This window comes from Pseudomonas sp. Yb2C2, from assembly GCF_052112325.1.
GTDB lineage: Bacteria > Pseudomonadota > Gammaproteobacteria > Pseudomonadales > Pseudomonadaceae > Aquipseudomonas > Aquipseudomonas marginalis.
Map to the genome: position 1 here is coordinate 163,601 of NZ_JAVAJK010000012.1, position 12,901 is coordinate 176,501.

The following is a 12,901-nucleotide window of genomic DNA, read 5'->3' on the forward strand; positions in this document are numbered from 1 at the left end:
ACGCGCGGAGACAGTAATGAAAAATAAGAAGCCCTATCGCTGGACGATCTTGGGAATGCTGTTCGTGGCGATGGTTATCAACTATGTTGACCGGGCTGCTCTTTCCATCGCTATGCCATTCATCACCCAGGACTACCACCTGACGCCATCTGAAAAGGGGCTGATATTCAGCAGTTTCTTTTTTGGATATGCGTTGTTCTGTTTCGTCGGTGGCTATCTAGCTGATCGTTTCGGCCCTAAACGCGTCCTTACATGGTCTATGGGGTTCTGGTCGGTATTGTGTGGTTCGACCGCACTGGCTTTCAATTTCTGGTCGCTATTGATCGTAAGGGCGCTTTTCGGGGTTGGTGAAGGGCCGGTAAGCACTACCGCGAACAAGGCTATCAACAGCTGGTTTCCAATCAAAGAGCGCGCTCGTGCCATCGGCTTTGCCCAAGCTGGCGGGCCGCTGGGTGGTGCACTCGCCGGGCCTATCGTGGGTTTTCTGGCCTTGTGGCTAGGGTGGCGTGTCGCGTTCGTCGTTATTGCGGTGCTGGGCATCATCTGGGCGCTGGCTTGGTGGCGTCTGGCCACTTCAACGCCGGTTGAGCACCCGAACGTTGGCCAAGAGGAGCTGGCTTTGATCAATCTTGATCGTGAAGCTCCCGTGCAGTCCGCGAGTGACGCCCCAAAAACGCCGGTGCTTGATGTGATTCGGCAGCGCGCAGTGATCGTCATGGGACTCTCGTTGTTCTGCTACAACTACATCCTTTACTTCTTCATGACATGGTTCCCAAGCTATCTAATCGATGCTAAAGGCATCGATCTCAAGTCCATGAGCATCGTCACCGCCCTCCCCTGGTTCGTAGGAACTCTGGGATTCATCGGTGGCGGATTCTTGATCGACTGGGTATTCAAACGTACTGGTCGGCGGCTGTTTTCGCGCAAGGTCGTGTTGGTGACTTGCCTGCTCATCTCTGCGATTTGCGTAGGTCTGACCGGGCAACTCAGTAGCGTGACCAGCGCCGTGATCGTGATGACCATTGCGGTCGGATTCTTGATGCTCTCTGCACCTGCCTATTGGTCGATGATCCAAGACGCGGTGCCCGATCATCAGGTCGGTACCGCCGGCGGCTTCATGCACGGTCTCGCCAATCTGTCGGGTATTGTCGCGCCAACAGCGACGGGCATGATCATACAGTCCACTGGAACCTTCGGGAGCGGGTTCGCTCTTGCGGGCATTTTGGGTGTGATCGGGGCGGTGATCGTGGCTTTTTTTGTGACCAACAGGGCCGTTTCAAATCCGGTGCTAGCAACGGCTTGAATTCAAGAAGCTGAGCTGGTTCAACCTGGCTCAGCCCCTTGCAGAATGAGGAAACAGTTTATGCAAACCTTGCTGATTACCGGAGCTGCGGGCATCGTTGGTACAGCCCTTCGTCCCTTACTGCGTGAGCACTACACGCTCAGACTGCTGGATCGTCGCTCAGTGGGCTCGTTGCACTCAGACGAGACAGAGATCGTTGGCGACCTAACAGATCCTGCCCTGGTGGAGCGCGCTGTTGAAGGTGTTGATGGAATCCTCCATCTGGCCTGCGCTCATGGGACAGACATTGCATTCCAGACCACGGTTGAACCTAATTACCACGCAACCCTTTATCTGCTCGAAGCCGCGCATCGCCATGGTGTCAAACGGTTCATTTTCACCAGCAGCCACCATGTGATCGGCCAGTATCGTACCGACGCTGCTGAAACATTCGACGACATGCCGCCGGCCCCCGACAGCTACTACGCGATGAGCAAGGTGTTCGGCGAAGCGGCCTGCGCTGCATTTACCCAGAGATATAACCTGGCAACATTCGTGATTCGTATCGGTAATGCAGATGCTCAAGTCGCCGACGCCCGTCGACTACGGATGTGGACGAGTGCGCGCGATCTCGGGCAATTAGTCCGGATTGGCTTAGAGCACCCTGAGGTTCGACACGAAGTTGTCTACGGCGTATCAGAGAGCCCCAACCCGCTGTTCCACAATCCTCGGGCAAGAGTGCTGGGTTACCGCCCTCAAGACAATGCAGAAGACAATCTTGCTCCCGGATATTTGGCTTATGAAGAAATGGATCCTGAATGTTCGGGCCGTGATCACGTTGGCGGCGCCTATGCCGGAAACAAACTGGTGAGCCTTCTGGGTGCGCAGTCATGAAGATCACGAGCCTGAAGACCTTTGTAGTCGAGATCCCTTTCCATGACGGCGGCAAGGAAAAGGTCATCACCCCCCTGACCTGGCATACGCTGGAGAACGTTCTAGTTCGCATTGAGGACGAGCTTGGAAACGTGGGATGGGGAGAGGCCTTTGGGTACTTCGTTTCAAGTTCAGTGCAGGCAATGATCGATCGCCTGATCTCCCCCCTCATCGTCGATCAAACGGTAAACGATATTCCAGCCTGGAACCTCAGCGCCCAGCTCCGGCTGCACATTTTTGGTCGCTACGGCGTCACCATGTTCGGTTTATCGGGCGTCGACATGGCGCTGTGGGATTTGAAGGCTCGCCGTGAAGGACTTCCGCTACATCGATTGCTGGGTACAACCGCACGCGATTCGCTTCCAGCATACGCAAGCCTTGTCCGGTACAACGACAGCGTTATCGGGCCGGCCACGTGCGAGCGCGCACTGCGCGAGGGTTTCAACACCATCAAGCTGCATGAAAACTCACTCAAAGAAATCGCCGCTTGCCGTCATGCCATCGGTGACGATGTTCCGCTGGCCACCGACGTCAACTGCTCATGGACTGTCGACGACACTCGTGAGTTGCTTCCAGCGCTGGCTGAGATGAATCTCGCATGGTTGGAAGAGCCAATCTTCCCGCCTGAAGATTTCGCGACTCTCTCGAGCTTACGCGGCCAAGGCGTTGCCATCTCGGCAGGTGAAAACTGGTGCACCGCCGTTCAATTCGAAAACGCCTTGGCGCTGGGTGCGGTCGACTCAATTCAACCCTCGGTAACCAAGGTAGGAGGTATCAGTGAGTGTCTTCGGATCGCCGAACTCGCAAGCCGATATAACACCCTAGTCCTACCTCATAGCCCGTACTTCGGCCCGGGCTTGTTAGCCACGCTGCATCTCGCAGCCGTTCAACCAAAGGTGCCGTTAATCGAGTACCACTACGTTGAAACGGATGGCTGGCTCTACGACGTCAAAGGCCTACTGGATGGTGGATCGATGCAAGTCCCAACCGGGCACGGTCTGGGCCTTGATCTGAACTTGGGCGTTTTTGAGCAATTCCTCAAGAATTAGACACCTTCTTCTAACGAACTAAACCACTTCCTCCGGCGTGCAAAGTGCGCCGGATGGGACGTTGCATGCCCGATTTCAGGAGCATCCATGAAACGTGTAGAACTCAAGAATAAAACTTGGTCTCTGGCACTCATTCCCGAATGGGGCGGTCGGGTCGCGCTACTGCAGGCAACCGGATTGGATATCGTGACCCCGATCACTTCGGAATCCTTTGATCCCGTCGCTTGGCCTAAAGGTGGGATCTATCCACTCATGCCTTATTCCAACCGCATTCGGGACTCCCGACTGGCGCATGGTGGAATCACTCACGCCCTTCCTCCCCATCCTGAAGTTCTTCCTCACACCCTGCATGGGGTTTCCCAAACCTTGCCGTGGCTGGTCGCCAACCACAGTGAACGCAATGCCACGCTTACCTGCGACTACGACGGCGAACATTGGCCTTGGCCTGTGCGTTTTGAACAGCAATTCACACTCAACGATGATCAGTTACACATCGAAATAGCTGTGACAAATCTGGGGAATTCTTCGATGCCCGCAGGACTGGGTCTGCACCCGTACTTTCATCGCCATGCAGGAATGCGCGTGGAATTGGGTCTGGTTCGCGTATGGGAAATCGATAATGCCTACCTGCCAACCGGAGTGGATCATTCAAAGCACCGTTCAATTGTGATCAGCGAAAAGATAAGCGAAGAGCTCGCCATCTACGGATCCGAATGGAACGGCGAGTTGAAGGTGAGTTATCCCGAAGGCCGACTGACCCTGCTGACAAAAGCACCACTGAACCACTTCGTCGCATTCGCACCAGTAAACGCCCCGTACGTTTGCCTTGAGCCGGTTTCGCACCTTGCAGATGCCTTTAACAGCCCCCCCAGCCAATGGCATGACCGGGGCACCCATGTTCTCGAGCCCGGCGAAAGCCTGGCCGCATCACTGAAGTTTCATTGGCAACCTAACTGAACTTGCCGGACTACCGGCAATGCAACGCCGCCCATCGAAGGAAAATAATAAGAATGAAAACTCTCCAGCTCCGCTCATCTTCCGTCCCATTTTTCACCCTGGTTGCATCTGGGCTCATCCCCACCTGTGCCCAAGCGGACTTCGTCCACGACAGTAAGGCTGCGCTGACGCTACGAAACTTCTACTACAACCATGACCTACGCGATTCGTCGGCTCCCGCACAATCGAAAATCGAGGAGTGGGCTCAAGGATTTATCTTCAAGGCTCAATCTGGTTACACCGATACGCCGATTGGATTTGGGGTGGACATGTACGCAGGATTGGGCATAAAGCTGGACTCTTCTCCGGATCGCAGCGGTAGCGCCCTCCTTCCGGGTGCCTACAATCGCGCGGGCGGGCCACGTAACGCAGACCCTCGATCGGTCGATGAGTACTCAGAAGCAACAGCGGCAGTAAAAATGAAGATATCCAAAACTGAACTGAAGGTGGGTGGACTCTTTCCGAAGATCCCATTGGTTTACGCCGGCGACTCCCGGCTGCTTCCTCAGTTTTTCGAAGGCGCAATGCTCGATAGCAGCGAGATTGATCATTTCACCTTTAGCCTCGGCCAGATGAGGCAGGTCAACTATCGCGAGTTCAGTGGTTCGCGCGCGATGCAGACGGGAAACTATTTGAACGTCACCAGCGACCGCTTCAACTACATCGGAGGCACCTGGTCTCCCGAAAACAGCCTGTCGCTCGGCATCTGGGGCGGACGTTTGGAAGACGTGTATCAGCAAGTTCTCTACACCGGCACGAAGTTTGTGGATGTTGGTGGATGGAGGCTGTCGGGCACTCTCAACTATCTCGACAGTGATGAAAGCGGCGTGGCGCGTGCCGGAAACCTGGATAGCCGCATGACATCGGGGCTGGTGAGTGCGGCCTACGGTTTCCAGAAGGTCACGTTGGGTTACCAGCACAACGCTGGCGATAGCGCACTGCCTTTCCTTCACGACACCGATCTGCCAGGCGTTGCCAACGCAGTCCAGGTGCTGCGGTTTGATCGTGCTGGAGAACAATCCGTGCAGGCTCGCTACGACATCGATTTTGCAGGCCTAGGTGTGCCAGGCCTGGCCGCATTCGCGCGCTACGTGCACGGTGAGGATTTCACAGTAAAAGGCATAGCAGGCAAAGAGTGGGAACGGAACATCGACGTGAGTTATGTGATTCAAAGCGGCCCACTGAAAAACTTGGCACTGCGCCTGCGCAACGTTGAAATTCAGGGGGATGCCACAGGGCGGCGCGATGAAAACCGCGCCATCATTTCATACACGTTCGCGCTGAAATAGGATCAGGCCGGCCCGCGCGTGATAGCCGCTGGGGTGCCACGGCTATCTGCTGGTGTACTCATGACAGTGCCCGACCAGGGCGCAGTTTTCAGAGCATCTCGGCTGACTGCCTGGCGCGCCGAGGTGATGAACAGAGAGGCACCATCAACGCCTCCAAAGCAGAGATCCGTGGGTGATGAGACAGGCACGCCAAGCATCCGCTCCAGATTTCCTTCTCGGTCGAATTTGACGATACTCCAACCGCCAGAGAGCGCTGTCCAGATGCTTCCTTCTTCATCCACAGCCAGACCGCTCAACAAACCAGAACCCTTTGGAAGCGTTGCGAATCTCCGAACTTGCCCTGAGCGCTCCAGTCGGAAGATCGTCCCGGAATCGGCAGCCAGAGCAAAAAGCTGGCCACTCTGGGAATCCCAGGCAAGTGCACTGACAGCCTCACTAAACTGCCACTGGCTATTGAGCGTTCCGTCGCGCTTCACTTCTCCAACCTTCCACGTGCCCCCGAGCATTCGAGTCGCTGCCCACAGCCGGCCATCACGGTCAGTGCAAATGCACGCGGGGGCACCGAAGCCGTAGTGACCTCGGGATCTGACTACCCCATCAACGATGAAGAAGAACTCCTCGTCAGCGGCCACGAACAGGCCATTGGAAGTCAGCTCCATGCCGCTGATTGGCCGCTCAGACTGAAAGATCTTCTCGGTGCCTTTATCGTCATGGCGATAAATCGCGGGCCCTAACTTGTCGGCCCAATAGAGACACGACTCCCGCTCGCTCCACCTTGGCAGCCCTCCCAGGAAAGCCCACCGGTCACTGAGAGGCTGCAAGACATCGGGATTCGAGGGGTTTTGCCGCACTGCCAACTGACTGCCAACCCTCTGCGCCGAAGCCGCAACCTCTGGGCCGATCAGCTCAAGGCGATCACGATCCAGACGATAGGCAGGGCCTGCGATGCTCAACGCGCCACGTACCTGACCCGAACCATCCACGACAGGGGCAGCTACACACCGAATGCCCATCGCGATTTCCTCATCATCGATGGCATATCCACGCGCGCGGGTAACTTCAACTTCAATAGCGAGTCGATGTTTATCAGTGATCGTCAGAGGGGTCAGGGGTACCAACTGCATTCGTTTGATGAGGTCACGGCGTTCACCCTCACCCATGGCGCTCAGGATGGCCTTGCCCTGACCTGTGCAATACATCGGCTTGCTCTGGCCCATGGCAGCGGCGGAGCGGTGAGTATGAGCACCATCACAACGTTCAAGGGAGAGAACTTGATCTCCCTCTCGGATAGCAAGATATGCGGTCTCGCCAGTAAGGTCTCGCAACGATCTCAGTTCGAAGCTAGCTGCGGCTACCAAATCTGGTTCCAACCAAGCACCCCGAACCATCTCCAAATAACGGAAACCCAAACGGTAGCGTTTACTTGTTGGATCGCGCCGAACCATCCCGCGATCGACCAGTAGGCCAAGTAATCTGTAAAGCGTTGAGCGCGGAAGATTTACTCGGGCAGCAAGCAGCTGACTATCGAGTCCCTCAGGTGCTAGCCCGATAGCTTCGAGTAGATCAAAGGCTTTTTCTAATGATGCGGTGCCTTTGCCTGCGTCCATCGGAAACCCCTCATAGTTTCTTAGGAGGAATATCATAATATGGGAGATGATTTTTACATCAATGCCGGAGTTCGCAGTACCAGTCTCACATTACAGGACAAGGGTACTCAGCCCACCCCGCGCTAGAGGTTTAGCTAATCGCGGTTCACCTACGCAATCAGGAAATTGCTAAGCAGCAGCCAATACGTGAAGAGGCGCGGGAATGCCTCGTCGGCGAGCTGAAGGCGGCACTATGTGAGGCCAGGTCGCGCATAGGCGAAAAGTGCTGAATACATCTTTTGCTGAATGGTGTGGCTCTCTGAGAGATCAACAATTGATGCTCTTTCAACGCTCAGTCCAAGACGAAGAAGTATCCCCTCTAGCGTTCCATCTCGGCACCGCTCAGTACGCGAACTCATGTCCCAACTCACTTTCCATCCACTCCAAAAAACGCCTTACACGCGGAAAGCCGGAATGCGCCTTTGGAAACACTAAATGGTGAGCGGCCACTGGGGCGCTGAGGGATTCTGGCTTGACTTCTACTAACGCGCCGGACGCCAAGTACTTCTGCGCGAGCAGCGTACTTTCCAACGCGAATCCAAGCCCGTGGCTGGCGGCCTCAAGTGACATATAGGATCGATCGAAACTCAATGTGTAGGGTCTTTCCGGTCGAGCCAAACCATGTTGGGCGAACCATTGTGGCCACTTTAGCAGCGTGGCTTCAGACAACACCAAATCACAATCGAGTAGATCCGAAGCAACTTGAATGGGTTGTTGGGCAAGCAATTTCGGTGAGGTTAAGACGGCGAATTTTTCATTTTGCACTGTACGAACCTCATAGCTTGGCCAATTAGGCATGCCATGGCGGATATCCACATCAATCTTGTCGCGGCTGAAGTGCAGTGACTCGTATGAGCATGACAGGTTGAGTTGAATATCTGGATTACTCGCGCGAAACGCCTCCAATCGCGGCATCAGCCAGAGCAGGCCGAAGCTAGGCGATGAATGCAGCCGCAGACAATCGAGACTGACATCGCTCGCTGCACGCTCGGTTGCCACTGCAAGGCTGTGGAGAATTCCGGAGACCTCTTTCAGGTACTGCTCCCCCACCGGAGTCAGGGAGACACCACGTGCCGCTCGCACGAATAATTGCCTACCAATCATCCCTTCAAGCTTGGCCAACTGGTGGCTAACAGCTGATGGCGTTAAATCCAATACTTCAGCTGCTCTGGCAACGTTTCCGAAGCGAGCCGTCTGCTCGAAGGCTTGAATTGCTCTCAGCGGTGGAAGGATGGTTGGCGTATCGGCATCAGTGCGCATCGCGTCCTCATTACATTTTTTTAGATTATTGGACTGTCTACCATTCAATCACCTAGTGATCGGCATGACGAGTGCTGAATTTTTTTCAGCATCGAGTGATATTCACGTTATTGCTCAGGACACCCTCGGAGAACAAGCTGAGTCATCGGTTCTTCTTGGATCGACCAATAAAAACAATTTGAGGTACTCCTCCATGCTTCTCCAAGGCAAAGTCGCAATCATCACTGGTGCTGCATCTGCCCGTGGCATTGGCCGCGCGACAGCGACCACTTTTGCGCAACAAGGGGCTCACGTCGTGATCCTCGACCTGGATGAATCCGCTGCTCGTGATGCCGCAGCTTCTCTTGGCGAAGGTCATCTCGGTCTTGCCGCCAACGTTGCCGATGAATTTCAGGTTCAACAAGCCGTTGCCAAAATCATCGAGCACTTCGGTCGCATCGACGTACTTGTCAACAACGCTGGCATCACCCAGCCCCTCAAGACTCTGGACATCCGCCCCTCTGACTACGACAAAGTGCTGGACGTCAGCCTGCGCGGCACCCTGCTCATGTCACAGGCAGTGATCCCGGTAATGCGTCAACAATCTTCCGGCAGCATCGTGTGTATGTCCTCCGTTTCTGCTCAACGCGGCGGTGGCATTTTCGGTGGCCCTCATTACAGCGCCGCCAAGGCAGGCGTTCTTGGATTGGGCAAAGCCATGGCGCGTGAGCTAGGGCCGGAAAACATTCGCGTCAACTCCATCGCACCCGGCTTGATTCACACCGATATTACCGGCGGCTTGATGGAGGATGATCGTCGCCACGCGATCATCGACGGGATTCCCTTGGGCCGACTCGGCGCAGCACAGGATGTCGCCAACGCAGCACTGTTCCTGGCCAGCGACCTATCCTCTTACCTCACAGGTATCACGCTGGATGTGAACGGCGGCATGTTGATTCACTGAGTACATCTGGGCGGGCCTGCGCGGCCCGTGCGGTTCTGGATCGACGACACGTCGGGTTCGATGTCCCGGCGGTCAATAAAAACAAGAGATCAGACCATCATGACAACCCTGTCGCTCGAAGCGGTTTCGACCGTGCGTTCCAATGCCTACCGTAAAACTGCCTGGCGCCTTATGCCATTCCTGATGCTGTGCTACCTGTGCGCCTATCTTGATCGCGTCAACGTCGGGTTTGCCAAACTGCAGATGATGAACGATCTGGCGCTCAGCGAAACTGTCTATGGACTTGGCGCTGGCATGTTCTTCATTGGCTACTTCCTCTGCGAAGTCCCCAGCAACATCATTCTCCACAAGGTCGGTGCGCGGGTCTGGATCGCACGCATCATGATCACCTGGGGCATCGTCTCGGCGATGTTTGCCTTCGTTGAAACCGCCTGGCAGTTCTACGCCCTTCGCTTTCTTCTAGGCATTGCCGAAGCCGGTCTCGCGCCTGGCCTGTTGCTCTACCTGACCTACTGGTTTCCATCCTATCGTCGCGCACGCATGACCGTGTTGTGGTTCATCGCCATTCCGCTGTCGGGGATGGTGGGTGGCCCCCTTTCCGGCTGGATCATGAATCACTTCGCCGGCATGCACGGGTGGGCGGGCTGGCAATGGATGTTCGTTCTTGAGGCCGTTCCGACCGTTGTTGTTGGTCTTTTGGTTCTGAGCTACCTGAAGGACGGGGTGCATCAGGCCACCTGGCTCAACGACGAAGAAAAAGCGCTTATCACTCGGGAACTGGCGGAAGACGATCAGCAGAAAGTCACCCATGCCTCCGTCGGCGAATTCATTCGCGACCGTCGTTTGTGGTTACTGGCTGCGATCTACTTCTGTGTGGTGATGGGACAGTACGCAATCACTTTCTGGCTGCCCACCCTAGTGCGTAATTCAGGCGTTTCCGACCCTCTGCATATCGGCTTTCTTACCAGCCTGCCCTACCTCTGTGCCATCGCCGCCATGCTGTTGGTTGGGCGCAGTGGTGACAAGCATCGTGAGCGCCGCTGGCATCTCATCGTGCCGATGATTGCCGGCGCTATCGGCTTGAGCCTAGCGGCGCTAATGGGGGGAAATCCAACCCTGTCCATCCTCAGTCTTTGCTTGGCCGCATCCGGCATTTTGTCTGCGACCTCATTGTTCTGGATGTTACCGACCACACTGCTAGGTGGCGTTTCTGCCGCCGCCGGCATCGCGGCGGTGAACAGCTTCGCCAACCTCGCAGGGTTCTGCTCGCCCTATCTGATCGGCTGGATCACCACAATCACGGGCTCCAGCGCCATCGGCATGTACCTGATCACCGGCGTGCTGTTCGCCGGCGCCGCTCTGGTGCTGCGCATCCCCGCAGCCTTGGTCAATCGTTGAGTTAATGGAGTTTCACCATGACTACTAATCCTTCACTCGCTTCATCCACGACCCTGGTTGAACGCGCACACAATATCCGCCGCCATGCGCTGCGAATGGGCCAAGTACAAGGACAGGGCTATGTTGGCCAGGCCCTCGGTGCTGCCGACCTGCTGGCGGTCTCCTACTTCCATGCCATGAACCATCGGCCAGAAGATCCAGAATGGGAACAGCGAGACCGCTTCTATCTCTCCATCGGTCACTACGCGATTGCGCTGTACGCGGCCTTGATCGAAGCCGAAATCATCCCGCTCGATGAGCTGGAAACCTATGGTTCGGATGACAGCCGTTTGCCGATGTCGGGCATGGCCGCCTACACCCCTGGGATGGAGATCACCGGTGGATCGCTGGGTCAGGGGTTGGGCATCGCGGTCGGTGCCTGCTTGGGCCTCAGGCGTAAGGGCTCATCCTCCTTCGTATACAACCTGCTGTCGGACGGCGAGCTGAATGAAGGCTCGACTTGGGAAGCGGTGATGTCGGCCTCGCACTGGAAACTCGACAACCTGATCGCCATCGTCGACGTCAACAACCAGCAAGCCGACGGCTACTCCAGTGAAATCCTGTCATTCGAACCCATCGTCGATCGATGGCAGGCGTTTGGCTGGTTCACCCAGCGCGTCGATGGCAATGACCTTGACGCGCTCGTCGCCGCCTTCGATGCCGCGCGCAACCACTCAGCCGCCCAGCCGCGCGTGATTATCTGCGACACAAAAATGGGCAAAGGCGTGCCGTTCCTGGAAAACCGCGAGAAGACCCACTTCATCCGCGTGGAAGAACACGAGTGGGATCTGGCACTGAGCAACCTTGAAGAAGGAAAAGACCAATGAGCAACGCCGCTAACACTCCGACGTCAACTGGCGAGCCAATCAAAAAACGCCTGACTACTTCGGCGATGATTGCTTCCATTGCCTCCGAAGGCCAAGCGACTAAATCGGCCCCATTCGGACACGCATTGGCTGCATTGGCTGATCAGCGCTCGGACATCGTCGGTCTTTCCGCTGACCTGTCCAAGTACACCGACCTGCACATCTTTGCCAAGGCACACCCGGATCGCTTTTATCAAATGGGCATGGCCGAACAATTGCTGATGAGCGCTGCGGCAGGCATGGCGCGGGAAGGTTTCGTACCCTTCGCCACCACCTATGCCGTGTTCGCATCTCGCCGCGCGTATGACTTCATTTGCATGGCCATCGCGGAAGAAAACCTTAACGTCAAAATCGTCTGCGGCTTGCCCGGCCTAACCACCGGGTATGGCCCAAGCCACCAGGCTACCGATGACTTGGCGATCTTCCGCGCAATGCCCAACCTGATGATTGTTGATCCCTGCGACGCACTGGAAATCGAGCAGGCCGTGCCTGCAATCGCTGCGCATCAGGGCCCGGTCTATATGCGCTTACTGCGTGGCAATGTCCCGTTGGTGCTGGACGAGTACGGCTATAAATTCGAGATCGGTAAAGCCAAGACCCTGCGCACTGGTAACCACGTCCTGATCATCTCTACGGGGCTGATGACGATGCGTTCATTGGAAGCGGCCAAGCAGCTCCAGGCAGACGGGATCGATGTTGCAGTGCTGCACGTCCCAACCATCAAGCCGTTGGATGAGCAGACCATCCTAGCCGAAGCCCGCAAGTCCGGACGCCTGGTGGTAACCGCCGAAAACAGCTCGATTATCGGTGGGCTCGGCGAGGCTGTTGCTGGGCTACTTCTGCGTAACGGAGTGACGCCTACCTTCAGGCAAATCGCTTTACCCGACGCATTTCTGGACGCGGGCGCACTGCCGACGCTACATGATCGGTATGGCATCTCAACACCAGCTGTATGTGCGCAAATCAAAGCTTGGCTGTAGGCCTCTGTCCAAGGCGCCTTGGTTTGAGGCGCTTTTTGCAAGATTACATCGCATGGAATAGGAAAATGTTCAACTACATGATCCGTTCCTGCAACCTTTGAATTACCGGCGCAGAAGTCTGGTAGCTGACTACGCTACACCACGGAAACTCACGACGTATAAGGGATACAGCAGCATCAGGTATCTTTCGACCAACGAGGAGCAAGAGAGCAAACGCGTC

At 55.9% G+C, this 12,901-nt stretch carries 11 protein-coding genes; 9 read left to right on the top strand and 2 right to left on the bottom strand.

Annotation, left to right across the window (positions count from 1 at the left end; all coding sequences use genetic code 11):
• Nucleotides 1-16 precede the first annotated feature (16 nt).
• From Q8X51_RS18315 to Q8X51_RS18335, 5 genes are all read left to right on the top strand, one after another.
• Nucleotides 17-1,303 (top strand): MFS transporter, encoded by a 1,287-nt coding sequence (locus Q8X51_RS18315; RefSeq protein ID WP_407693988.1) that lies wholly within the window; start codon nt 17-19, stop codon nt 1,301-1,303.
• 60 nt (nt 1,304-1,363) lie between these two features.
• On the top strand, nt 1,364-2,176 hold the full coding sequence (locus Q8X51_RS18320) for an NAD-dependent epimerase/dehydratase family protein (RefSeq protein WP_407693987.1): 813 nt from the start codon (nt 1,364-1,366) through the stop codon (nt 2,174-2,176).
• A complete protein-coding gene (locus Q8X51_RS18325) occupies nt 2,173-3,264 on the top strand; it encodes a mandelate racemase/muconate lactonizing enzyme family protein (protein WP_407693986.1) in 1,092 nt (363 codons plus the stop codon). Before Q8X51_RS18320 ends, Q8X51_RS18325 begins: the two co-directional genes overlap by 4 nt.
• A gap of 87 nt (nt 3,265-3,351) precedes the next feature.
• Nucleotides 3,352-4,221 (top strand): aldose epimerase family protein, encoded by an 870-nt coding sequence (locus Q8X51_RS18330; protein ID WP_401238001.1) that lies wholly within the window; start codon nt 3,352-3,354, stop codon nt 4,219-4,221.
• A gap of 53 nt (nt 4,222-4,274) precedes the next feature.
• Complete coding sequence (locus Q8X51_RS18335; RefSeq protein ID WP_407693985.1) at nt 4,275-5,549, top strand: OprD family porin; 1,275 nt, start codon at nt 4,275-4,277, stop codon at nt 5,547-5,549.
• A gap of 2 nt (nt 5,550-5,551) precedes the next feature.
• On the opposite strand, the gene Q8X51_RS18340 is transcribed toward Q8X51_RS18335, so the two are convergent.
• Nucleotides 5,552-7,156 (bottom strand): IclR family transcriptional regulator domain-containing protein, encoded by a 1,605-nt coding sequence (locus Q8X51_RS18340; RefSeq protein WP_407693984.1) that lies wholly within the window; start codon nt 7,154-7,156, stop codon nt 5,552-5,554.
• A gap of 381 nt (nt 7,157-7,537) precedes the next feature.
• Complete coding sequence (locus tag Q8X51_RS18345; RefSeq protein WP_407693983.1) at nt 7,538-8,455, bottom strand: LysR substrate-binding domain-containing protein; 918 nt, start codon at nt 8,453-8,455, stop codon at nt 7,538-7,540.
• Nucleotides 8,456-8,648: 193 nt separating this feature from the next.
• Between Q8X51_RS18345 and Q8X51_RS18350 the strand changes: the two genes are divergently transcribed.
• The 4 genes from Q8X51_RS18350 to Q8X51_RS18365 all read left to right on the top strand — a co-directional run bounded on the left by Q8X51_RS18350 (nt 8,649) and on the right by Q8X51_RS18365 (nt 12,681).
• A complete protein-coding gene (locus Q8X51_RS18350) occupies nt 8,649-9,398 on the top strand; it encodes an SDR family NAD(P)-dependent oxidoreductase (RefSeq protein ID WP_407694063.1) in 750 nt (249 codons plus the stop codon).
• Nucleotides 9,399-9,497: 99 nt separating this feature from the next.
• Nucleotides 9,498-10,796, top strand: a complete 1,299-nt coding sequence (locus Q8X51_RS18355) for an MFS transporter (RefSeq protein WP_407693982.1) — start codon at nt 9,498-9,500, stop codon at nt 10,794-10,796.
• A gap of 17 nt (nt 10,797-10,813) precedes the next feature.
• Nucleotides 10,814-11,662: a transketolase gene (locus Q8X51_RS18360; protein WP_407693981.1), complete on the top strand. Its 849-nt coding sequence runs from the start codon at nt 10,814-10,816 to the stop codon at nt 11,660-11,662.
• On the top strand, nt 11,659-12,681 hold the full coding sequence (locus tag Q8X51_RS18365; RefSeq protein WP_407693980.1) for a transketolase family protein: 1,023 nt from the start codon (nt 11,659-11,661) through the stop codon (nt 12,679-12,681). The genes Q8X51_RS18360 and Q8X51_RS18365 overlap by 4 nt, the downstream gene beginning before the upstream one ends.
• Nucleotides 12,682-12,901: the final 220 nt, after the last annotated feature.